Source organism: Aerosakkonema funiforme FACHB-1375, from assembly GCF_014696265.1.
GTDB classification, from domain to species: Bacteria; Cyanobacteriota; Cyanobacteriia; order Cyanobacteriales; family Aerosakkonemataceae; genus Aerosakkonema; species Aerosakkonema funiforme_A.
The window spans coordinates 1-24,953 of the sequence record NZ_JACJPW010000019.1 but is presented as its reverse complement, the minus strand read 5'-3'; the positions used below and the strand labels follow the sequence as shown (position 1 = coordinate 24,953).

Annotated in this window: 16 protein-coding genes; 4 read left to right on the top strand and 12 right to left on the bottom strand. The window is 44.8% G+C overall.

Annotated elements, in window-relative coordinates; translation table 11 throughout:
• Positions 1 to 75: 75 nt before the first annotated feature.
• The 3 genes from H6G03_RS37225 to H6G03_RS09555 all read right to left on the bottom strand — a co-directional run bounded on the left by H6G03_RS37225 (position 76) and on the right by H6G03_RS09555 (position 8,236).
• Positions 76 to 2,877, bottom strand: coding sequence for a two-partner secretion domain-containing protein (locus H6G03_RS37225; protein WP_242060361.1), 2,802 nt, complete (start codon positions 2,875 to 2,877; stop codon positions 76 to 78).
• A 160-nt stretch (positions 2,878 to 3,037) separates the two neighbouring features.
• Positions 3,038 to 5,875 (bottom strand): two-partner secretion domain-containing protein, encoded by a 2,838-nt coding sequence (locus H6G03_RS09560; RefSeq protein ID WP_206756618.1) that lies wholly within the window; start codon positions 5,873 to 5,875, stop codon positions 3,038 to 3,040.
• 204 nt (positions 5,876 to 6,079) lie between these two features.
• Complete coding sequence (locus H6G03_RS09555; RefSeq protein ID WP_190464098.1) at positions 6,080 to 8,236, bottom strand: DNA phosphorothioation-associated putative methyltransferase; 2,157 nt, start codon at positions 8,234 to 8,236, stop codon at positions 6,080 to 6,082.
• A gap of 359 nt (positions 8,237 to 8,595) precedes the next feature.
• Between H6G03_RS09555 and H6G03_RS09550 the strand changes: the two genes are divergently transcribed.
• Entirely contained in the window at positions 8,596 to 10,785 is a 2,190-nt protein-coding gene (locus tag H6G03_RS09550) for a Tex family protein (protein ID WP_190464097.1), read from the top strand.
• Between the two features lie 44 nt (positions 10,786 to 10,829).
• Here the strand turns inward: H6G03_RS09550 and crtW are convergent, their stop codons facing one another.
• The gene (gene crtW, locus H6G03_RS09545) at positions 10,830 to 11,606 is read right to left on the bottom strand and encodes a beta-carotene ketolase CrtW (protein WP_190464096.1); all 777 of its coding nucleotides are present in this window, start codon (positions 11,604 to 11,606) and stop codon (positions 10,830 to 10,832) included.
• A 261-nt stretch (positions 11,607 to 11,867) separates the two neighbouring features.
• Positions 11,868 to 12,083 (bottom strand): chlorophyll a/b-binding protein, encoded by a 216-nt coding sequence (locus H6G03_RS09540; protein ID WP_190464095.1) that lies wholly within the window; start codon positions 12,081 to 12,083, stop codon positions 11,868 to 11,870.
• 376 nt (positions 12,084 to 12,459) lie between these two features.
• Between H6G03_RS09540 and H6G03_RS09535 the strand changes: the two genes are divergently transcribed.
• Positions 12,460 to 13,974, top strand: a complete 1,515-nt coding sequence (locus H6G03_RS09535) for an aldehyde dehydrogenase family protein (protein WP_190464094.1) — start codon at positions 12,460 to 12,462, stop codon at positions 13,972 to 13,974.
• Between the two features lie 573 nt (positions 13,975 to 14,547).
• On the opposite strand, the gene H6G03_RS09530 is transcribed toward H6G03_RS09535, so the two are convergent.
• From H6G03_RS09530 to H6G03_RS09520, 3 genes are all read right to left on the bottom strand, one after another.
• Positions 14,548 to 14,901, bottom strand: coding sequence for a hypothetical protein (locus tag H6G03_RS09530; RefSeq protein ID WP_190464093.1), 354 nt, complete (start codon positions 14,899 to 14,901; stop codon positions 14,548 to 14,550).
• Positions 14,898 to 15,233, bottom strand: a complete 336-nt coding sequence (locus tag H6G03_RS09525; protein ID WP_190464092.1) for a DUF5674 family protein — start codon at positions 15,231 to 15,233, stop codon at positions 14,898 to 14,900. Before H6G03_RS09525 ends, H6G03_RS09530 begins: the two co-directional genes overlap by 4 nt.
• A 90-nt stretch (positions 15,234 to 15,323) precedes the next feature.
• The gene (locus tag H6G03_RS09520; protein WP_190464091.1) at positions 15,324 to 15,593 is read right to left on the bottom strand and encodes a hypothetical protein; all 270 of its coding nucleotides are present in this window, start codon (positions 15,591 to 15,593) and stop codon (positions 15,324 to 15,326) included.
• A 266-nt stretch (positions 15,594 to 15,859) separates the two neighbouring features.
• Here H6G03_RS09520 and H6G03_RS09515 point away from each other — a divergent pair, with 266 nt between their 5' ends.
• Positions 15,860 to 16,606 carry an SIR2 family NAD-dependent protein deacylase gene (locus tag H6G03_RS09515; protein WP_190464090.1) on the top strand — a complete coding sequence of 249 codons (747 nt, stop codon included), beginning with the start codon at positions 15,860 to 15,862 and terminating at the stop codon, positions 16,604 to 16,606.
• An 8-nt stretch (positions 16,607 to 16,614) separates the two neighbouring features.
• Here H6G03_RS09515 and H6G03_RS09510 read toward each other — a convergent pair whose 3' ends face one another.
• Positions 16,615 to 16,851 carry a DUF1816 domain-containing protein gene (locus H6G03_RS09510; RefSeq protein ID WP_322111884.1) on the bottom strand — a complete coding sequence of 79 codons (237 nt, stop codon included), beginning with the start codon at positions 16,849 to 16,851 and terminating at the stop codon, positions 16,615 to 16,617.
• A 587-nt stretch (positions 16,852 to 17,438) separates the two neighbouring features.
• Positions 17,439 to 18,725: a Glu/Leu/Phe/Val family dehydrogenase gene (locus tag H6G03_RS09505; RefSeq protein WP_190464089.1), complete on the bottom strand. Its 1,287-nt coding sequence runs from the start codon at positions 18,723 to 18,725 to the stop codon at positions 17,439 to 17,441.
• A gap of 346 nt (positions 18,726 to 19,071) precedes the next feature.
• Between H6G03_RS09505 and H6G03_RS09500 the strand changes: the two genes are divergently transcribed.
• Positions 19,072 to 19,869, top strand: a complete 798-nt coding sequence (locus tag H6G03_RS09500) for a fumarylacetoacetate hydrolase family protein (protein WP_190464088.1) — start codon at positions 19,072 to 19,074, stop codon at positions 19,867 to 19,869.
• Positions 19,870 to 19,878: 9 nt separating this feature from the next.
• Here the strand turns inward: H6G03_RS09500 and H6G03_RS09495 are convergent, their stop codons facing one another.
• Both H6G03_RS09495 and H6G03_RS09490 read right to left on the bottom strand, forming a co-directional pair.
• Positions 19,879 to 22,560 (bottom strand): beta strand repeat-containing protein, encoded by a 2,682-nt coding sequence (locus H6G03_RS09495; protein ID WP_190464087.1) that lies wholly within the window; start codon positions 22,558 to 22,560, stop codon positions 19,879 to 19,881.
• Positions 22,557 to 24,953 (bottom strand): beta strand repeat-containing protein (locus tag H6G03_RS09490; RefSeq protein ID WP_190464086.1); only part of this gene is annotated, 2,397 nt, incomplete at its 5' end. The genes H6G03_RS09495 and H6G03_RS09490, both read right to left, overlap by 4 nt.

The window sequence follows — 24,953 nt, the reverse complement described above, 5'->3', positions numbered from 1 at the left end:
TCGCAGCACTTATTTTACCCTTTTTGGCTTGTCAATATTCCTAAAGGATGCAATTTGCCAAGCGAGGCTTAGCCATTATCTCCCATCGCACCCAGGTGCATTGTACCAACTACTACCGAGAATCATGGCGGAAGTATTTGCGACCAATTCCATTTCTCCCTTAAAGTTCACCCGCCATCCCGTCGCCTCTACAATTGGAGTATGTGGAATGAGCGTTGCTCTCCCCCTCTCCCGTTCTCCCCCTCTCCCCCTCTCCCCAACTCCCACCAAACGCACATCGCGCCACACTGCCCTCCCTCTAAGGGCTTGCGTCGGGTCGTTCGGTAAACCGCCATTGCCGGTAATCGTAAAGCTATTGTCCGCAGAAGTCGCACAACTAGCGACAATGCTGCCGTCTACATCTTCAAAATGTGTCGATAACTCAACTAAACCACCACTGGGGTCAACATCCGGTGTATTAATTTCTACCACACCGCTAAACTGGGGGCCAAGGTCAGAAGTTGCTGTAATATCGCTTTGCGGGGTTAGTCCATCGCGGAACTGAGTGCCAAAAATGCCTTGTGCATTGATAATCACTCGACCGCCAGCACCTCTTTGTGCATTAGCGGTAATGTCACTATTTTCCAGAGCTACTAAGGTATTAGTATAGATATCGATGTTACCGCCAGTAGAATTACCTGCATCAGTTCCGATTCGACTGTTGTGGCGCAATTGGATGTTTTGCGCCTGGAGGTTAATATTTCCCCCGCCGCCTGTCTCAGTTGTGCCATTAATGCTGGCTTTGTTATCAACGAGAATTGAGTCACCTACAACGGTGAGAGTGCCAGCATTTGGCGTACCTTGCGCCCGGATGTCGATCGCTGCGCCATCTCGAACAATCAATCGACCTACATTTAGATTCATTGAACCCGCATTTCCCGTAGTATTGGGAATGGGAGTACCAAGGAAATTGCCAGCCGAAACGTCAATTTGACTGATCAATTGACCGTTAAGAGCAGTGCCACTCACTTCTACGCGATCGGCATCAATCGTGAGGTTGCCTGCATTTCCCCTACCAAAAGCAGACATGAAAATTACTCCCCCATCCCGCACAGTCAGTACAGGCGTGGCAATGTAAATATTACCTCCCTGACTGGAGCCACTGGTTTCACTGGCGAGGAAACTAATATTGTATTGTCCATTTGCCAAAACTTCAGAGATACCTGCTAACTCTACCGACTCAGAAGCCCTAATTGTTAAATTGCCTCCAGGCCCCCCAGTAGAAAAGAGACTATTGCCAAGAGTCGCACCGCTCGATACAGATATTCCGGCTCCTTGGGCAACAATCAACCGCTTGGTGTCGATGCTAATATCGCCGGCGCTACCTTTTTCAGAGGGATCTAAAGAGGCGGCGGCGATCAAAGTTTGCAGGATACTCCCAGCGGGAGTTCTTAACACTTCTACTGATTCTGCCGCTTTAATAGTGATATCCCCTGATGCTCCCTCACTGGTGGTGGTAGTGGTGAGAATGGCACCATCACGGACGATTAATTGTTGGACAGTAACGGTGATGTTTCCTCCTGTACCGCTACTACCCAATAATGATCCACTGCTAAGCGTAGAACCAGTCTGATCGAAAAGGTTGGCACGGATGTTGATATTTCCCCCATTTCCTGTACTGAAAGAGACAGTGCCTGCTACTACTCCATCGCGCATCAGCAAGCGTTCGGTATCAATCCCGATGTCTCCAGCATATCCAGCGCCAGAAGTGCCGGTGTTCAGAATAATTTGCGGATCGAAAGGGTCGATTGTTCTCAATGTTCGATAATTAACTAAAAATTGTTGATAGCTCTCAAATCCAATCCCGATCATTTCTACGGAGTCAGTAGCGCGGATGTTGATATCGCTTCCTTTGCCGTCAGCCAGTGTTAGAGTGTAAATTTGCGACCCTCCCTCTAATCGCAAGTTTTGGGCATTGATATCGATACCTCTACCATCTATATTTGCCAATGTCAGCCCATAAATTCCCGAACCGCTGATTGTGACATTTCCACCTCTGATATCGACTCTGCCACCACCGAGTCCGCTGGTGTTGATAAACGAACCACCAAATATTTCAATGTTGCCAAAGTTTTGAATGTTTTCGTAGTTTAAATTCAACCCCAGTGGTGTTGGTACGAAACTCACGAAACCGGGACTTGCAACACTACTCACAATAATTTGTCCGGTAGATGCGGTTAAATTTCCTCCATCAAGTTGAATGTCGCCGCCAATTAATGCTAGTGTTTGTCCCGGTTGTACTGCTAATCCTATTCGGTTGGCGTTAGGAATTGGTAGGGGAACGATCGGGATGTTTGGTGGGGCTGTAACTTGCGAGCGATTCTCAATTCTGCCGGGATTTTCTCCAAATTGTAACCCAATGGGCACGTTAACTGTCAGCAATGATGGTGCGGTGGGGTGAGTCGCGCTAAATTCGCTACCATCGACAAATCTAATACTAGAAGCTGTCGAACCGATCAACGACCCACCGATATTTAATTGGGCGTTCTGTCCGAAAATTATGCCGTTGGGATTGATTAAAAATAAGTTAGCCACACCGTTAGCGCGAATTAAGCCATCTATATTCGAGATGTTGCTACCCGTGACTCGACTGAAGATATTTTGAATATCTAATGAGTTATTAAAAAAAGCTTCTTTCCTTGTGGGGACAGAAAATTCTTGAAAGCTGTGAAATAAATTTACCCCAGCAGTTGTACCGCCTTCAATGCGGATGCTGTCGCCATTGGGAATAGCAATGCTGTTGAGAGGTAGGGTAGTATCGGGAACTATCTGTGCGGTGGCGTTGGTGGAAAGCAGCCACAAACAGGATAGGGTAGTTGCTACATAGAGCGATCGCAAAACCAGCTTCCTCTTGTTTACGGTATAATCGGTCGTCAAAAGCACCCAGATCGAGTGTGAATGAGCTTTTTTTTACTATCGACACCCGCAGCACTCATTTTACTCTTTTTGGCTTGTCAATATTCCTAAAGGATGGAATTTGCCAAGCGAGGCTTACCGATTACCTGCCAGCGCACCCAGGCGGATTGTACCAACTACTACCGAGAATCATGGCGGAAGCATTTGCAACCAATTCCATTTCACCCCTCAAGTTCACCCGCCATCCCGTCGCCTCTACAATTGGGGTATCTGGAATGAGCGCTGCTCTGCCGCTCTGCCGCTCTCCCCTTCTGCCGCTCTCCCCAACTACCACCAAACGCACATCCCGCCAAACTGCCCTGCCTCTGAGGGCTTGCGTCGGGTCATCCGGTAAACCGCCGTTGCCGGTAATTGTAAAGCTATTGCCCACAGAAGCCGCACAACTAGCGACAATGCTCTTGTCTACATCCTCGAAATTTGCCGATAACTCTACTAAACCAGAACTGGCGTTAATATCGGGGGTATTAATTTCTACCACACCGCTAAACTGGGGGCCAAGGTCAGAGGTTGCGGTGATGTCACTTTGGCCAGTCAAATTATCTCGAAACTGAGTACCAAAAATACCAGTAGCGGCGATACTGACTCGACCCCCAGAACCAGCTTTAGCATTGGCAGTAATATCGCTATTTTCTAATGGCATAGCCACGATAAATTGAGAGTTAATATTTAAGTTGCCACCATTTCCAGCGCCTCCCAATGCTGTCGCAGTAATCGCACTGCCATTGCGGAGTAATAATAAAGAATTCACATTCAGGGAAATTTCACCGCCTAACCCGAAAGCAGTTGTAGCATTGATTTGGCCTTGGCGATCGAGCCTAATTGTATCGGCATTAATAGTTAACTTTCCCGCATCGCCATTTCCCTCATGTCTAACTCGAATTTGACCCCCATTTTGGATCGTTAATCGCTGTGTATTAACCGTAATTTCTCCCGTATTACCCGTGAGTTCTTGGGGAAGGAAGAAATTCTGTTGAATGGCTCTATTAAAGACTACAGCACTCCCCTCTACTCCAGCTGGAAAATTATCGGGAGCAGTGCCACTAATGAAAATCTCAGAGGCATCGATCGTCATCTTACCTCCATTTCCACTGGCACCTGTAGTTGAATCGACTATTCCCCCATCGATCAACCTCAGTTGGGGAGTGGTAATCACAGCAATACCTCCATTTCCCTTGCCCAAGGTTGCCGTTCCCAGTTGACTGGGAACAACTAGCGAAGGACTGCTACCAATCACTTCAATAAATTGGGAAGCGCTGACAGTCAGATTACCGCCATTGCCCGTGCCAGAATTGGGTAGAGGTTGTCCAAAGGTGAAAATGGACTGTGCAACGCCGGATGCTACTCCTGCGCCCTCCCTGATGCTTAGGGTTTCGGTGGTTAAACTTAGATTACCTCCGTTTCCCGAACCAGTGATAACATTAAATATTCCCGTAATATTGTCACGGGCTAGAGGGCTGCTTCCTACTACTTCCACCTGTGTTGCATTGACGGTGACATCCCCTGCATTACCTTCTCCAGCCCCTGGAAGTGGTTCGCCAATGAATTGGCTCAAACTAACTGAACCTACTTTTGCTCCTTCCAATACTCTTAATTGTGGGCTGGATAAATTAAGATTTCCGCTATCACCTTTTCCTAAAGTTAGTGACGCAATACCGCTAAAAAGTTGCGGCGCTAAGGGATTGAGTCCAGTTGCTTCCACAGACTCACTAACATTGACTTTGAGATCTCCTCCCCTTCCCGTTCCCCGAACTAAGGATAAGATTGCGCCTCCATCCGATAGGTTGATTCTGGATGCGGCTATATCCACATCTCCCCCTCTTCCTGCACCCAAGGTATAGCTAACAATTCCACTCGGAAAAAGCGGATTAAACGCATTAGCTCGAATCGCAGTAATCGCGTTACTATTGACGGTAATTTTGCCGCCATTTCCCGTTGCTTGTGGTGCTACTAAAGTGGAAATTTGTCCGCCATCAATTAAGTTAATTTGTGCAGCGGCAACGTTAATATTTCCTCCTGCACCTGCACCATAAGTTTCGCTAGCAATTCGACTGTTGAGCAGTTGGGTGAGGGGATTTTGATTGGGGTCAGGGGGACTAAAGCCACTAATAGTAATGTTTCCAGTGGCCTCGACGTTAATATCGGATGCGGGTTGGTTACTGATGGTGCGGGCAAGGATTTGCGATCGCTCTAAGCTGATATTCTGTCCTTGTAGCTGAATACTACCATGTTCTGTTACTCCGATATTGGTATTCGTTACCAGACTATCTGTGAAGGAAATATTGCTGTTACTCTTGAGGATAAGATTTCCTCCTAGTGCTGTCAGCGAACCTGTTACAGTTACTTCATCTCCTTGCAAAGTTAAATTTTGTCCTGGTGCTACAGCTAAATTTCCTCGATTGACTAATTGGGCTGGCGAATTTCGCACCGCGTTGGTAAATAATGCGCCTGGTTGCACGCTTAACAAACTGCTATTGCTAATATCTTTGGCGCTAAAAAAGCCTTTTTCTCCTAATGTGATGCCATCCGCAGTGCTGGCAGTAAACGAACCACCGATATTTAATTGCGCGTTCTGTCCAAAGATAATTCCGTTGGGATTAATTAAAAATAAGTTCGCCACACCGTTGGCACGAATTAAGCCATCTATATTCGAGATGTTGCTACCGGTGACTCGACTGAAGATATTTTGAATATCTAATGAGTTATTAAAAAAAGCTTCTTTCCCTGTGGGGACAGAAAATTCTTGAAAGCTGTGAAATAAATTTCCCCCAGCAGTTGTACCGCCTTCAATGCGGATGCTGTTGCCATCGGGAATGACAATGCTGTTGAGAGGTAGGGTGGTATCGGGAACTATCTGTGCGGTGGCGTTGGTGGAAAACAGCCACAAACAGGATAGGGTAGTTGCTACAATCAGCGATCGCAAAACCAGCTTCCTCTTGTTTACGGTATAATCGGTCGTCAAAAGCACCCAGATCGAGTGTGAATGAGCATTTTTTTGCTATCGACACCCGCAGCACTCATTTTACCCTTTTTGAAAAGTCAATATTCCCAAAGAATGAAATTGGCAAGATGATGCGATCGCGTAGCACACCCTCAACCGCTACACCCAGCTACCCTATGCCAAGGGTTACCAGAAGTGACTTTTTTTTCTGGCTCTGATTGCCGATCGCACTAATTTTACCCGATAAGGATCGGCATCTTTGCGCCAATATAAACGATAATTGCGAATTTCCGCACAATGTTCTTCTAAGCAGCGTTCCCATCCTTTCAAAGTTTTAATTGCGTTCGTATCGTCAAACAGTCCTCTATTTTCTTCCTGTTCGCTGAGTTTGGCAAATTTCTCATAACCGGGATAGTTGGGTGTCAGGACAGTTTCTTTACGATGCCAAACAGGGGGGTCTTGTAAATCGGAATAATCTCGATAGCTGACGTGCAAATCTCTCAAATCAATGTGCATACTTGTGTGTAATTTTGGATGTGGATCTGTGTCAAAATCGGGATAAAATAAATATGATATTTTTGGTTGTTTGGTGTGAAATTTGATTAAAGTGACTTCATCCATGCGACCGATCGTTCTGCTGGCGCAACCTTCGTAAATTCTCAATCGATAATCGAGTTCGGAAAGTGCGGAAACGTGAATGAATAAAGCGTTGGGTCGTTTGTGACCGATCGCGCTTTCTTCGCAACATTTAGCAACGACACTCAAGTCACCTAAACTAAATAGAATATCTTCTGCTTCTTCTCTAGCTTTTTTATAACTACCAAACAAAGCTTTGATATCTTTTTGCACAACAGGTTCTATATCTTTGAATTGTACGTAATCTTTAAATTCTGACAAAGCGAGGTAAAGTAACAAATCGGAACGACGCTTTTGTTTAATCATATCCCATTCTCCTGCTTCTGTTGCTTGTAAAATTACATCAAAAGCTCGCGTTATTTTGCGAAATTCAAAGTTAATTTCTGCTTCTTGCGGTAATTCTCCCGGTACGGGAAGACGACCGCGATCGGTGACAAATGCCATCAAAGGTGCTAGCAAATCTTTGTAATCTTCAAACCGCTTGACTTGGGTGCGAATTCTCGGAGTTGAAATGCGCGATCGACATCGGGAAGCGCGGAAATTTTGCGCTTGATTTTCATCTCGAAACACAAAGTAAATTCCCAAGGCAACTGGTATAGAATCGACACCAAGCACTTGGTCAATATAAATTTTTAACTCTTCCTGTTCGTAATATTTTTGAAAAGTATTATGACGAGTTATCACGCCATCGCCAAAAGCAATTTTTCCATGCTTTTCATCATCAATTAAAACTTGTGCAGACACAAGCAAAACCTGATGAGTAAGTTCCCAAGCTTTTCGCAAAGCTTCGCCGCGTTCTTCGATATGTTCGATGACATTAATGACATAACCGATATTGATAATATCTGCTGGAATGCAAGGTTCGTTTGGAAAGTAGAAAGGGTCCCATCCATTGCTGGTGTAACCGCGTTCTGCAATCCGAGTTACATCGCCGCCGTGACCGCAACCATAATCAAAAAAAGTTATATTTTCAGTGAATAAATTAGCTTCTAAAGCAAAACGCACGGGACGAGATAAATCGGTGCGAACAATTGCTGCTCTGTGGCGTTCAATTTTGGGTATTCGCGATGAGCGATCGCCATTTTCATTTACTACACGATGACCTTGTATTTGTACCCCTTGGTATTGTAACCATTGCATCCAACCTTGACGAGTACCTATACTGCTGGTTTTATCCAGAAGACCTAACTTTTCTTCTGCCTTTGTCAGTTGTTCAAATTCTTGATAGTAAGGATATTCGGGAGTAACAAAAGTTTCTTTTCGATGCAGAATAGGCGGGTTATCAGAATTAGAATAATCGCGGTATCTCATCATCGGTGAAATTTCATTATTTTCCAGGTTAATTTGGACACTGGCGAGTAAAGCGGGATGGGGGTCTGTATCAAAATCGGGATAGAAAAGATAGGATATTTTTGGTCGATCGGTATGAAATTTGATTATATTTGCGCCATCCATTCCCGTAGCGATAATCTGAGAGAATCTCTCGTAGTGGAGGCGTAGCGGAGGAGCGAGTTTTTCTATAGCTGAAATATGCACGTAGAGAGCGTTGGGTAATTTTTTACCGATTAAACTTTGTTGACAACAGTTTTCTAAGAATCCTGGTTCATTTAACTGGGATATTAACTGAGGCTTATTGTCATATTCAATACTCAGGACTTGTAACTCAGCTTCCGGTGCATCTGGGTGTGGAGAATCTAAGCTATCCATAGTTTTATGCCAAACTGAATCAGCACTCTTAGTCAAATAGATTAGCGCTGAGTTAGTTAATTGGCAATTATTGTTAAAAAGTGTAAACAAAGACAGAAACCCGGTTTCTTGGAGAAACCGGGTTTCTGTTCTTGGGGGTTTCTGTAAGAAGGATGTAAAATCTAAGGACTTAATAATCTGACCGTACATCAGTTCCGATGAATTCGAGATCTGCATTTGCAGAACTTGGGACGGGTTAATCTCCTTGTAGGAGTTACAGCGCTGTGCGATTATAGGAGTTGAAGGGCCTCACGACCAACCGTTGGTTGGTAAAATACTAGAAAATTCAGTTGCTCTTAGATTTACAATTAAACTAAATTATGCTCGACATTCCTCAACTCCTCGCACAAGAACTTTCTGTAACTCCCTCCCAAGTCAACAACGCTCTCGAACTACTCGCTGAGGGTGCGACCATTCCCTTTATCGCACGCTACCGTAAAGAACGTACTGGCGCACTTGATGAAATCCAACTTCGCGACATTTCTGACAGATATACCTATCTGACGGAATTGGAAGAACGGAAAAAGACGATTTTGGATGCGATATCGTCGCAGGGGAAACTCACCGACGAATTAAAAACCAAAATTGAATCTTGCTTGCAGAAAAACGAATTGGAAGATTTATATCTTCCCTACAAACCAAAGCGACGCACCCGCGCTACTATTGCCAGAGAAAAAGGTTTGGAACCTTTGGCAGAGTTTATCAAATCTTTGAACAACCGCAATGCCAAACCTGTACCTTTGCAACCAGAAGCGGCAAAATATATTTCGGAAGAAAAAGGTGTCAAAACTGCCGAAGATGCGCTGAAAGGTGCTAGCGACATTTTAGCAGAAGAAGTATCGGAAAAAGCAGAATTACGTGCTTATCTGCGAGAATATCTGATGAATGAAGGCGTGTTCGTCTCGCAGATTAAAGATGAGCATCCTGAAGGTAGTACCAAATTTGAAATGTATCGGAATTACCAGATTCCGGTGAAAAATATCGCGCCGCACAATATGCTGGCATTGCTGCGGGGTGAAAATGAAAAAATTCTAGATTTGGATGTTTCCTTTGATGAATCTGCTGTATTGTATTATCTGGAATCGCAGGAAATTAAAACAAAGATTCCAGCAGTGAAAGAATTTTATCGGGAAATGCTGAAAGATGCGTTTAACCGTTTGATGAAAAATTCCCTCATTACGGAAGTACGTGCAGATAGAAAAGATTACGCCGATATTCAATCGATCGAAACTTTTGAAAGCAATCTGCGCGAGTTGTTGCTGTCTCCTCCGGCGGGAATGAAACCAACTTTAGCGATCGATCCCGGTTTTCGGACTGGATGCAAAGTTTCCGTACTTTCCGACACTGGTAAATTTTTGGAATATCAGGCAATTTTCCCCCACCAAGCCGCCGCACAGCGCACGCAAGCTGCTAACACGCTGAAAAAACTGATTGAAAAGTACGATATCCAACTAATTGCGATCGGAAACGGTACGGCTTCTCGCGAGACAGATGAGTTTGTTTCGGAAGTTTTAGCGACGATGGAACGCAAACCAATTAAAGTCATGGTAAACGAGTCTGGCGCATCGATTTATTCTGCTTCCGATGTGGCGATCGCAGAATTTCCCGATCTCGATATTACCGTGCGCGGTGCGATCAGTATCGGTCGCCGTTTGCAAGACCCGTTGGCGGAATTGGTGAAGATAGATCCGAAATCAATTGGTGTCGGACAATATCAACACGATGTCGATCAAAAGTTACTCAAGAAAAAGTTGGATGAAACCGTAGAAAGTTGCGTTAACTACGTTGGGGTAGACTTGAACACCGCATCGAAAGAACTCCTAACTTTTGTTTCTGGAATGACGCCAACCGTCGCCAAAAATGTCGTTACCTACCGCAACGAAAACGGCGCGTTTAAAAATCGCCGCCAACTGCTGAAAGTCGCAAAATTAGGGCCAAAAGCATTTGAACAAGCTGCTGGTTTTTTGCGTATTCGCGGCGGCGAAAACCCGTTGGATAATACCGCCGTGCATCCAGAAAGTTATAAAGTAGTGGAAGCGATCGCATCGGATCTTAACGTACCTTTGCATCAGGTAACGCAAATTCCCGAAAAGCTCAAATCCATCAACCTGAAAAAATACGTCACCGATACAATTGGTTTACCCACACTCCGCGATATCATCGCCGAATTGGAAAAACCGGGAAGAGATCCGCGTGCGGAATTCAAATATGCGACTTTCAAAGAAGGAATCAAAGAAATTTCCGACTTGAAAGTGGGGATGGAATTAGAAGGAATTATCACTAATGTTGCCAACTTTGGTGCATTTGTGGATATCGGCGTCCATCAAGATGGCTTGGTGCATATTTCTCAACTCGCCGACAGATTTGTTAGCGATCCAAAAGAAATTGTCAAAGTCGGACAAGTTGTAAAAGTACGAGTAATGGAAGTGAATGAAAAATTAAAGCGCATCAGCTTATCGATGCGATCGCCAGATTCTGGAAATACCAAAACTCGTCCTCGTCCCCGCTAAAAACGTAGGTCGGGTTAAGCAACATTTCTCACTTAACCTACAACTTAGGACTTCCTTTTATAAACTTCTGCTAGCTTCCACCAAGGAACATTCGGATATTCGTGATGTTCCTTGTGGTAGCCAAAATGGTAGCAAGTGAGAAATGACCAGAAAACTGAAAAATGAGTGCTTCTAGTACGATGAGGATTAGTATAACCACCTGTTGGTTCGCGGTGAGTTAAAAACGTGCCAAAATAGAATAGCTGTACCGAACTCAAAATCGAAGCAATTACCCAAAATAGAATTAAATTAATTATCGGAATTTGTAATAGGTAATGCAGACCTAAAAAAATCACTACTATCCACAGCATTCGTTTCCAAATCCAGTATCCCTTCATAAAGTGAAAATACCAGGCAAAAAAGCGATCGTCTTCCCCATCGTGAAAATCCGGATCGATTCCTGTCGCTGGATGATGATGGTGCAACCAATGCTTTCTCAGTAAATTTTTGTAGGAGAACAACCCGTAGAGGAATAGCGCTAATGTGCCGATTAAATTATTAACGTGTTTGTTTTGCGGAAATACTACCCCGTGCATCGCATCGTGAGCCGTAATGAATAATCCAGTATAGAGAAACATTTGCCAAATTACCGCCGGGAATAGCCAGAAAAGTTGGATGTTGGCAATATCTAGAGAAAGAAAGAAAACTATGCTAATTGTCCATAAGCCAATAATCCCACAAGCAATGATAATTCCCCACTTATTTGTTTCACCTGTGGTGACTGGAGATTGGCAATGTTCTATAGCTATTTGTTTAGATGGAAGTGGTGTTTTAGTTTGCATAATAGTCACTTGAAAATGTTCTCAGCATAAGGAGGAAAGCGATGCGCGATCGCTTTCATAAATAATTCAGGCGATTAAGCCGTATTTTGTCGGATAAATCTTTACTATTGTTGGTAATCTGTTTACAAATGTAATGTAGACCTTAAACCAAAAACCAAATCAAATTACTCACAAAATCGCCAGATAGCGAACTTTACAATTAGGCTGATAGTCTTGTTGATTTCGGACAACTACCAGCCTAAGTGCAAAGCGATTCAATCATTAACGGACAACGTACTGAGGAAGCAAGTGCAGCACGTTACGCAGTACGCTATAGCCACCTAAATCCCACAAAAGGTAAGCTAAAAAACCAATCATTGCTAAGCGACCGTTCCAAATTTCTGCTTGCGGAGTAAATCCAAACAGAAAAGCATTGCGATCGACGCCATTGTATTCCTTAGCAACAGGAGGTAGATCGGTAGAAGGACGACTTTCCATTTTTAACATTCCTTTACAAATCAATCACACTCTCATCCTAGCTAGGCACTGCTTGACTGCTGTCTGCCTATAGTCTCAAACTACATACAGTACTAAAGCATGATGTCCCAGCTTTTTCGCCAAATAGTTGTATTACAAAAGGTTAATCAAATGATTAAATATGTCTTTAGATAGAGGAATTGATTTCTTTACTGTATTAATTAGTTGCACTTTATTTAAATTTATACATATTTCTAAAAATTAGTTATAAAAGCTACAAAATAATTATTGTATTTGTCAAATGATCGCCTGCATATAAACACATTAATAGAGCGTAAGATCGAAAAATAACATTTACCCTTAGTTAGGGTAGAAAGCATTTAACAAGGATAACTATATGACAGTAACATTCGATCGCGCTTCTGAAATTCAACTTAATAGCCAAGTTTCCAGCTTTTTGAAACAACCTAAAAAACTGTTAATTAATGGCAAATGGGTTGATGCTGCCAACGGTAAAACTTTTCCCGTTTACAACCCCGCCACCGGAGAAGCGATCGCACAAGTTGCCGAAGGTACAGCCGAAGACATTAACCAAGCAGTCAAAGCAGCACGCCAAGCTTTCGAGAATGGCCCTTGGTCGAGAATAACCGTTTCCGATCGCGGAAAATTAATTTGGAAACTAGCCGACTTACTCGAAGCAAATTTAGAAGAATTTGCCGAACTCGAATCGATCGACAACGGCAAACCGATCGGCGTTGCGCGAGTTGCCGATGTACCCCTCGCGATCGATCTATTGCGCTACATGGCAGGCTGGGCAACTAAAATTGAAGGCAGCACCATCCCCATTTCCGTACCTTACGATCCCGGCAGCAAATATTTCGCTTACACTCAGCGGGAACCAGTGGGAGTAGTCGGACAAATTATTCCTTGGAATTTCCCCCTATTAATGGCAGCCTGGAAATTAGGCCCCGCACTTGCGGCTGGTTGTACGATTGTATTAAAACCAGCCGAACAAACTCCTCTCTCAGCACTTCGCTTAGGCGAATTAATTTGCGAAGCTGGATTTCCCGATGGAGTAGTTAACATTATTCCAGGTTACGGTGAAACAGCCGGTGCTGCACTCGCAGCGCATCCCGATGTTGATAAAGTTGCTTTCACTGGTTCCACAGAAGTAGGCAAATTAATTGTCCAAGCAGCCGCCGGAAATCTCAAAAAAGTTTCCTTAGAATTAGGCGGTAAATCTCCCAACATCGTCTTCAAAGATAGCGATTTAGAAACAGCAATTCCCGGCGCAGCTAATGCGATTTTCTTCAATCACGGACAATGTTGCTGTGCTGGTTCGAGACTTTACGTAGAACAATCAATTTTCGATCGCGTGGTAGAAGGAGTTGCCGAACAAGGTAAGAAAATTAAAGTAGGCCCAGGTCTTGACCCCACAACGCAAATGGGCCCATTAGTTTCCGACGAACAACTCGATCGCGTTTGCGGCTATCTGCAATCCGGTTTGTCTGAAGGTGCAACTGCTGTTATCGGCGGACAGCGAATTGGAGATAAAGGTTACTTTGTCGAACCGACTGTTTTGGTCAATACCAAACAAACAATGAAGGTAGTACAAGAAGAAATCTTCGGCCCCGTTGTCACAGTATTACCATTCCAAGAAATCGACGAATTGGTGTCTATAGCTAACGATAGCATCTACGGATTAGCTGCTGGCATTTGGACGAAAGATATAGCGAAAGCTCACAATATAGCCAGCAAACTTCGCGCTGGTACTGTTTGGATTAACTGCTACAACATTTTCGATGCTGCTTTACCTTTTGGCGGTTACAAACAGTCCGGATGGGGTCGCGAAATGGGACGCGAAGTGCTGGAAAATTACACGGAAGTTAAGTCAGTTTGCGTGAAGTTGTAGTGAGAAACTGTTCGCAAACAAAAGATTAAGTAGGGTGCGTTAGACGCTACTTTACTTAATCATCAGCAAAGTTTCGCCGTAACGCACCATATCCAAGCGATTGGTGCGTTACGCTTGAGCTATCCCAACGGGTGAGTTTATCCCGCTCTTACGATCGAGCAATAGTAACGATCGACAGTCTAACGCTACCTTGGATTTGATAGCTGTAAAAAACGGCTATATTTATTGGACTAAAGATGATAACTTGTACGGTGCTAGAATTAATGGACTTAACTGGGTTGGCGATGCCAAAGTCATCAATACTGGTGGTTGGAGATATAGTACCATAGCAGTAAATGGGGGCTATATTTATCTAACGAAGTAGTTTTGTTAGGTTAGGTTGACGTAAGGAAACCCAGCATCTTTTTCGACTCACCATCTTATCCATTTTTACCATGACAATGCGATGATTGGATAGATAGCGATCGCAAAAAAGCACCCTGCGCGATAATGCTCCGCATCGCTATCGCGATCGCACCACCAAAAAAAGAGCGATCGCCTTATCAAAACAAAGTGTGTCCTACTCTTACCTATCTAATTGACAGCCAACAAACCCGACATATTCAGCACTTTTTCTGACCAAATACTTGCTGCTTCGGATACTTTTATTCGTTGTTCTGTATCCTCCCAAATCCTTGTCCAAGAATACTGCCAGCAAGCTAACTGAATTTGTAATTCAACTAATTCTGCGGCTATTTCTACTTCTGCATCTTTAGCCGTCCATTCAATAAAAACCTTACTTTCTTGCAGCAGACTTTCAACCAAATCGCGATTGGCTGTATTTTGACATCGAGATTTAATTCGTGCCAAATTCGATGCCAAATTCCCTAAACGAATTGGCAGATCGTCTCGTAAATAGCGCGACTTTAAAGCATTCCAATCTCTCATAATCCTCCTAATAACTGTTGAACGATTTGAGCAACCCGTTCTCGAATAACCGGATCTTGAATTTCCATCGAGCGATTGTTCTGACGCGGACGGATATTGATTAGAGATTCATAACCTACCTCTTGTGTAAGAGGATACCAGTCTGCTCCCCAAATATCTACTTGCTTGCTTCCATTTTCCAGCAACACAGCTTCGCAATCAGCATGATATTCTCCACCTCCTGCCAGAATTAACAGTTCGATATCTACTGCCAGTTTAATATAACTACCAAGGGTTTCAAGCATTTCTTCAATTTGCTCTTTGGTAGCACGCTCTTGAATCAGATAAATCATCCCTGTCTGCGCTAAGAATTAAAGTCAATGGATCGACGATAAACTGCTTAATACAAATATTTGTATCGAGTACGCATCGTAACGGAACCCTCATCTGTTGCGATCCTCTCGAATTAAAAGAGTGCTATCCGTTAATCCAAAATCGCTCGGTTTAACTCTAGGGCGACTGCGAATTCTTTGTAGGATTGCTGACATTGGTTTGCTCTCTTGCGTCTGATTTACGATCGCCTTATCGGACTCAAGTGATTGCTTTAATAGATGAATTACTGCCTCATTGAAAGTAAAATTTTTTTCCGAGGCAAGACATTGAATACGACTGTACAATTCATCAGGCAGGTTTTCAATCTGAAGTGTAGCCATAGTCGTCTGAGAATCAGTTGATTTATTATATCACAGTTACACTTAACTGTCTACAAAAAGAAGTATTGCCATTCCTTCTAGGTTGAATTGACGGCAAGAAACCAAAATTTTTTATGCTCACAATCTTATCCATTTTTACCATGACAATGTGATGATTGCATAGATAGCGATCGCAAAAAAGCACGCTGCGCGATCGCACCACCACAAAAAGCGATATTCTATTCCAAAGCTCACAGAAATTCTACAACAGGATACGGGTATTGACGATGAATGAGGTTGTTGCGATCGATTTCTCTACCTATACAAACATTGTTGTGCTAACCGGGGCGGGCATTTCGGTAGCATCAGGACTCCCTACCTTTCGCGGAGCTGGCAGTATAGGTGAAGAATCTTCTACAAAAAAATATACATCCGTCGAGGCAGTCGAACAAGACCCGGCTGGTTTGTGGCATTACTTTAGCAACTTCCGCATCACCGCCAGACAAGCTATTCCGAATGCAGCGCATCTCGCACTTGCAGATTTGGAACATCATCTTCGCGCCGACCAATCTTTCACTTTAATTACTCAGAATGTAGACGGACTGCATCAGCGTGCGGGGAGTCAAAACGTTATCGAATTGCATGGAAATGTCCACAGGACAAAATGTACAAATCCACAGTGTACTTTATCACCGTACTCCGAAGAAAATCTGTATACAGACTCTATTCCTTCCTGTCCTTTATGCGGTCATATGCTGCGTCCAGATATTGTATTGTTTGGCGAATTCCTTTCAGCATTAGCAGATTGGCAATCAAAGCGATCGCTCCGAAATTGCGACCTATTTCTTGCTGTTGGCACTTCCGGTTTAGTATTTCCTGCTGCTAACTTTGTCCGCTCAGCAGCTTACGTTGGCGCGAGAACGATAATCGTAAATCTCGAAGCGATCGATCCACCCAATCCATATTTCCAAGAAGAATATCTGGGACGTGCCGAAGAAATTTTGCCAAAATTGCTGGGAAATAGTAGGGATTAGAAAATTAATTAATCCTCTTCTTCATAAATTGTCAAAACATCAGGATGACAGCGTTTGATTATTACTTCAATTACTTGAGAGGTTTCAGTTTCCAGATCTTCAACATAGCCAAAGCTAGCATTCTTGGCTTCCACCCAGTTTTGGAAAGGCCCAAAATAGTAGATACAGCAAGGTTTAACCGTGGTAATTTCTGCCCACCAAGGCTTATCTTCCGCGTGTAGTTCTAATTGAATTGCAATTTCCACCAGTGCTATACCTTTTTCGCAACATCTTATATTAAATAAATGTTAATCTCCACCTCCAACCTCCTACAGACATATTTAAAGTCGTTCTGTGTCAAAATTTAAATGTATTTTTAACTACATTTTATTCAAAAATTCATCTAAATAGGTTATGCAAATTGTCCAATGTTACACTTTATACTTTTTCAAAAAGAATATTTATTATTCTCTAACGCTTTGCGACTCGATAGACTACATAAACTGTAGGGACACTTTTTCCCATTAACCCTGCCTCCAAACCGATAACTTATCTGCCAAACCCGCTCCTACAAACCCTGTACTTCACACCCGTTGCCAACCGCTATAAAATCAGAGTTATTAAATTTAGAATTATATAAAAGTAGAGACGTTTGATCAAACGTCTCTACAATGTTTAGGGCAAAATTTATAGCAGGAAAGCAACTCGATAGAATACATAAACTGTAGGGGCGGGTTTGGCAGATAACTTGTCGGTTTGGCGATAGAGATAATGGCAAAACCCACCCTTACAAAGCCTGTACTCACGCCCGTTGCCAACCGCTATAAAGGGTATAACAAACCCAAATTTGATATTACGGATATAAACCTCTGTCCGTCAGCGCCTGTGCGACGCGACCCACACCCAAAGTGTATGCTGCTAACCGCAAAGGCACTTGCCGCGTCTTCGACTCTTTGGTGACTTGGTGATAAGCGTGTACCATCAAACCTTCCATTTCCCGATTAACGCGCTCTTCATCCCAGAAAACGTAGGAAAGACCCTGTACCCACTCTAGATAACTCACGACCACGCCGCCGGCATTGGTCAGGATATCTGGCAGCACAGTTATACCTCGCGCCTCCAATGCCAAGTCTGCCATGAGAGTTACTGGGCCATTTGCCGCCTCTGCCACAATTTCGGCTTGCACTTCATGCACGTTGTCTTCGGTAATTTGATTTTCCAAAGCAGCTGGAATGAGGACATCGCAAGGCAAAGCTAGCAGTTCCGTATTTGTAATCGATTTCGACCCCGGAAAACCGACAATACTTCTGTGGTTTTGGGCAGCATACGCCTTCAGTGCGGGAATATCCAGCCCATTGGGATTGTATATCCCGCCAGACACATCGGAAACAGCCATAACTACTGCTCCCGCTTCGTGCAGCAATGAAGCTGCTGCGCCACCTACATTGCCAAAGCCTTGAATTACGACTCGCGTTCCCGCCAGCGTCTTGCCGCGATCGGCTAAAGCTTCCCGTACAATAATCATCACACCCCGTCCGGTCGCCATTTCCCGTCCCCTCGAACCGCCGATCGAAATTGGCTTACCGGTCACCACACCCGGTACAGCGTGACCGACATTCATTGAATAAGTGTCCATCATCCAAGCCATTTCGCGGGCAGAAGTGCCGATGTCTGGGGCAGGAATATCCACGGAAGGGCCAATATCTTTAATTAATTCGCTCGTGTAACGACGGGTAATTCGCTCTAACTCGCCGACGCTGTACCGTGCGGGGTCTAGCGCAATTCCTCCCTTAGCACCACCATAAGGAATTCCTACTAAAGCGCATTTCCAAGTCATCAGCATTGCCAGTGCCGATACCTCCCGCAGCGTCACAGCAGGGTGGTAACGAGTTCCGCCTTTATATGGCCCAAGAACATCGCAGTGCTGTACCCGATGTCCTGCCAAAACCTGCACTTGACCGTTATCCAGTTTGACGGGAATGGAAACGGTGACAACTTTGCGCGGGTGACTGAGAACTTCCAGCAAACCTTGTTCCATCCGTAACTCTTTGGCTGCTTGTTCTAGGTAGCTACAAGCTTGGTCGAATGGACAAATATAGGCAGGACTGGGAGTTTCAAGCGGCAGCGTTACTAAGTTCATATAGCTTTCTCTCGATCGCGGTATCTGTGTTAACTATGTTTCTATCCGTAGCCTAACCTCGAATTCCTGAAAAAATGGTAAATTTGTATATTTCGTTACATTTTTATATTAATAGAAATGGTATTGAACCAAAATGTCTCTGCCTTACCATCTCCTTTTTCCAGTCTCCAGCCTTCCATCCCTGCTATTTGCGGTGTAAGTTCGGAAAACAAATCGCGGGAATGTAAAATCTTACTACCAGCTTGCAACCACGCTCATAAATCATTTGACAAAAATGATTTATTGTGGTAAAGGGGTGCCTACGAACAGCTTTTGATTGGCTTTCCCAGAGGACATCTGTCTAGATATGGCAAAACGCTACGTCCGAGTTCAAACTGCAAAAGGACAGATTTACTACGGTTTATTAGAGTTAAACCGCAGCGTTACTGTGCTTGATGCGCCACCCTGGTTGCAAGGACAACCGACAGATTCGGAGTTGAAACCGGACACTTATCAAATTTTGGCTCCTTGCGCTCCGTCTAAAGTGGTGGCCGTGGGGAAAAATTATGCAGCTCACGCTAGTGAAATGGATTCCGAGGTTCCCACGGAACCGCTATTATTTCTCAAGCCTTCGACAGCAATTATCCCCACCGATGCGCCTATATGGTATCCTCCCCAGTCCCAGCGGGTGGATTACGAAGGGGAATTGGCGTTGGTAATTGGCGAACGCTGTACTGACTGTACGCCAGCGCAGGCGCAAGCAAAAATTTGGGGATATACGATCGCCAACGATGTGACCGCACGAGATTTGCAAAAGCGCGACGGTCAATGGACAAGGGCGAAGGGTTTCGATACATTCTGTCCCTTGGGCCCGTGGATAGTCCGAGAATTGAGTCCCGGTGCCCAATTGCAAACCTTTTTAAATGATGACCCCCAGCCAGTACAATCTGACCAGATCGATCGCATGGTTTTTTCACCCGATCGACTCGTATCCTATATCAGTCAGGTCATGACACTGTTACCTGGGGATGTAGTGTTGACGGGAACGCCAGCCGGTATTGGGCCAATGCAGGTAGGCGATCGCGTCCGCATTGAAATCGAAGGAATCGGTTATTTAGAAAATTCAGTCATTGCAAGACCATTACCAGAAAAACCATATCCTTAAATCCATTTACTATTTTCCGCAAATCAAATCAACCGCAGGCTTATATTGACGGGAATCAGCTACTAGCCAGACTTTTCCATCTGGACTGACAGTAAATCCCGTCGCTTCTTGAATTGAGTAATTCGATCGCAACGGATTGCTAGCTTCTAGTTCTCGGTTTCTTCTACTTTGTAACTGACCCACAGTTCTCACTTGCTCTACTTCGTAAGGCATCAAGATATTATCTGGTGTTTCGGATAAACCACCGTTTCCAGTCGCAACAAACCGTCCTTGTTGTCCGTTACGGCGATTCAAGCAACTGCTAGCTATCACTGGCGCTTCCGCGACAAAATTATTATTTACCACGATTGGGATATGCTGTTCCTCTAAATTGGGATTGGAGATATCCACCGTACCGCTCAATCCGAGTTGGGAAGAAGCGGTGATATTGCTATCAGGGGAAAGAAAAACCCCTTGCGTATTAATTTGAATGTTGCCACCTTGTCCCTGCATGGCATCAGCGGCAATATCGCTATTTTCTAGCGCTGCTAAGGTATTGGTAGCGATATTGATATTTCCACCAGTCGCCGTTCCCGTAGCATTAGTGGTGATGGCGCTACCGCGCCGCAATTGCAGCAGATCCGTATTGAGAGTAATGTTACCTCGATCGCCTGCTGCGACTTCCGATCGCAAACTGCCTCCTCGATCGAGTTGAATGCGATTCGCACTCACCTGCAAGTTACCTGCATTACCGCCGCCACTATTGCTCACCGAGATTTGCCCCCCGTTGCGAACGTAGATCGAATTGGCAATCAAATTAACCGAACCAGCATTAGCATTAGTAGTAGAAGCAGCGCTAATACTGCTGGGTAGTTGACTACCATCAGGTAATGATGGGGAAATTCCCTCTACATCAATCCGATTCACTCGCAAATTGATATTTCCAGCAGTTCCATTTCCCAGCGTCGAAGAAGTTATTTGTCCGCCATTGAAAACCCGCAGACTAGAGGACTCTAGCCTGATATTTCCACCTTCACCAGTTGCACCCTCAGCTACTGCAACCGTAATGCCACTAATTGTCTTGCTGACTCTATCGATCGCCGGATCGCTAACGGCTATTTCCCTGGCATGAATTTGGATATTTCCTGCTTTACCACTACCAGCCAAAGCACTAGAAATCGTACCGCCATTGAACAGGCGCAGTTGTTGGGTATCGATCGAAATGTTTCCACCTTCGCCTTTTACAAAAGGTTGAATCGAACTGGTCACCGCACCTGTCACTCCAGTAGGTGTAACTCCCGAAATTTCCAGACTCTCAGCCGCCCGAATCGATATGTCCCCGGCTTTTCCCGCCGTAATGAACGTACCAAAACCAAAATCGAGAGAAGGTAAACCCAACAGATCGGTACTGATCCGACCACCATCAATCAATCGAATTCGTTGCGCCTCGACAGTTATCTTCCCACTCTCACTTCTGTTGCCATTTAAAACTAAGGTAGTAATAGCACTGGGAAAGAAAACGCCAGTCGGAAATGGGATGTATCCGCTGACTTCTACATCGAAGGCTCGCACGGTAATATTTCCACTCCGAGAGTCCTCTACCGAGATCGGAGCAAAAGTTACGGGGTCATAAGTACCGTTAATAATCGATTGAACCCAACTTCCATTAGCGATCCGCAAACGTTGGGTTTCGATCGTAATATCTCCTGCTTTCCCCCCACTGCCAAATACGGTGGTAAATATGCCAGGGACAGGGAAGTCATAATTTTCTGCGGCAGAAACTCCCAATAAATCGACAAATTCAGTGGTTTTGATGCTAATCTCTCCTCCCTGCCCAAATGCACCGGTCACAGAATAGATTCCCGAACCCTCCTGAAGCGTAAGTCCCCGCGCCCGAATGTTAATTGCTCCCCCATTCAGTCCACTGGTATCGAGCAGCGAATATTGCCGCAGGGAAATCCTTCCCCAGTCCGCAGTCTCGGCAGGACTAGCTAATTCCATTCTGCCTCGATCGCCGATCGCTACCTCCGCATTTCGCACCGCCCACAATTCCACTCGCCCATCTGGATTAGCTAAAGTTGCGCTATCCACATCGATCTGACTGCCCACCAATGCCAGAGTTTGCGCCTGGAATAATTGCTGCTGTCGGAAAAAAAAGTTGGCTGCTGGAACTCCTTTGAATTGAATCGATCCAGCATTCGAGCCAAGTTGCAATCCCACTGGAGTATTGACGCTCAACAACGGCGGTGTTTCTGGATTGATGGCGCTGTAGAAAGTGCGATCGGCAAACTTGATGCTTTCAGCAGTGGAAGCAATAAAAGAACCACCAATATTCAAGCGTGCATTTGCACCGAAAATAATTCCATTCGGATTGATTAAAAATAAGCTGGTACTACCGTTAACGCGGAGCGATCCATCAATATTAGATATTCGATCGCTCGTCACGCGAGTGAGAATATTCTGCACGTCGAGAGCCTGATTAAAAAAAGCTTCTTTACCTGTCGGAACCGAAAATTCTTGAAAGCTGTGAAACAAATTGCTACCAGCACGAGTACCGCCTTCAATCGTGAAAATATCGCCGTTGCTGGTAACGGTAGAATTAACTGGTAAAGTGGCATCTGGTACGATCTGCGCGGATGTAGAAACAGCGAGCGAACACGCCGATAAGGTGAACAAGCCACCAAAAATCCACTTTGAATTAGCACAATTCATTGATTTATCTCCAGTTGATTTGTAGCGCAAATTATATTTTGAGTTGGTTCTAATTGGCTCTGATTAGCAACAAGGATTATACTTCCATCCGGGCTAACAGTAAATCCTGTTGCTTCTCGAACAAAGTAATTTGGTAATAAGGAATTATTTATTTCCGGTGTTTGATTTTCCCTACCCAGTAACCTACCCACAGTTCTCACCTGCGTGACTTCATAGGCTATTAATAAATTATCTGGTGTTTCGGATAAACCGCCATTACCAGTCACGACAAAGCGTCCTTGTTGCCTGTTGTGCTGAGTCAGGCAACTACTGGCTACGACTGGTGCTTCCTCAAGAAAGTTACTCCCAGAAACGATCGCAATATGGTGTTCCTCTAAATTGGGATTGGATATATCCACCGTACCGCTCAATCCCAGTTGGGAAGAAGCGGTGATATCGCTATCAAAGGAAAGAAAAACCCCTTGCGTATTAATTTGAATGTTGCCACCTTGTCCCTGCATAGCATCAGCGGCAATATCGCTATTTTCTAGCGCGGCTAAGGTATTGGTAGTAATATTGATATTTCCGCCAGTCGCCGTTCCCGTCGCATTAGTGGCGATCTCGCTACCGCGCCGCAATTGCAGCAGATCGGTATTGAGAGTAATATTACCTCGATCGCCAGCTGCTACTTCCGAACGCAAACTACCTCCTCGATCGAGTTGAATGCGATTCGCACTCACCTGCAAGTTACCCGCATTACCGCCTCCACTATTGCTAACCGAGATTTGCCCCCCGTTGCGAACGTCGATCGTATTGGCGATCGCGCTCACCGAACCAGCATTAGCATGAGTAGTAGAAGCAGCACTAATACTGCTGGGAAATTGACGACCGTCTGGGAATGTTTGGGAAATTCCCTCTACATCAATCCGATCGACCAGCAAGTTGATATTACCAGCATCTCCGTTGCCCAGCGTCGAAGAAGTTATTTGTCCGCCGTTGAAAACCCGCAGGCTAGAAGATTCTAGTCTGATATTTCCACCCTGACCCTTTCCATTTCTAGCTACTGCAACGGTGATGCCACTACTTGCATTGCTTAACGTATCGATCGATGGATCGCTGACGGCTATTTCGGTAGCGCGAATTTCGATATTCCCCGCCTTGCCACTACCTGCCAGCGCACTAGAGATCGTACCACCATTAAAAAGCCTCAACTGTCCAGTCTCGATCGAGATATTTCCCCCTTTACCTTCTGCCAAAGGTTGAATCGAACTGATCGCCCCACCTGTCAGTCCAGAAGGAGTAACTCCCGAAATTTCCAGACTTTCAACTGCCCGAATCGATATGTTTCCTGATGTTCCATTCACGATCGCGCCAGCAAAACTACCAGTGTTTAAACCGAGCAGATCGGTACTGATTCGACCACCATCTAGCAAGCGAACTCTTTGAGCCTCAATCGTTATTTTTCCACTCTCATTTCTATTACCGTTGCTGATTAACGTAGTAATAGCACTGGGCAAAATCAGGTTATTAGAAAATGGGTTGTATCCTTGTACTTCTACATCTGAGGCTCGAACGGTAATTGTTCCAGTTTTAGAGTCTTCGATCCGGGTAATCGGTCTGGGTACAGTGCCAAAGCTACCGATAACGAAACTAATTAATGACTGAAGTCTACCTCCGTTGGCAATCCGCAAACGTTGGGTTTCGACCGTAATATCTCCCGCTTTACCTTCATTTCCAAATATGCTGGTAACTATCCCGGGATTGCGATAGTTTTCCAGTGCAGAAACTCCCAACAAATCGACAAATTCAGTGGTTTTGACGGTAATTTCTTGTCCCTGCCCAAATGCTCTGGTCGCAGAAGCGATTACCGAACCTTCCTGAAGCGTAAGTCCCCGCGCCCGAATGTTAATTGCTCCCCCATTCAGTCCAGTGGTATCGATCAGCGAGGATTGGCGCAGGGAAATCGTTCCCCAGTCTGCTGTCTCGGCAGGACTAGCTAATTCCATTCTGCCTCGATCGCCGATCGCTACCTCCGCATTCCGCACCGCCCACAATTCCACCCGCCCCTCTGGATTAACCAAAGTTGCGCTATCCATATCGATCTGGCTGCCCACTAAACCTAGAGTTTGCGCCTGGAATAATTGCTGCTGTCGGAAAATAAAGTTGGCTGCTGGAACTCCTTTGAATTGAATCGATCCAGCATTCGAGCCAAGTTGCAATCCCACTGGTGTATTGATGCTCAACAACGGCGGCGTTTCTGGATTGCTGGCGCTGTAGAAAGTGCGATCGGAAAACTTGATGCTCTGTGCAGTGGAAGCAATAAAAGAACCACCAATATTCAAGCGTGCATTTGCACCGAAAATAATTCCATTCGGATTGATTAAAAATAAGCTGGTACTACCGTTAACGCGGAG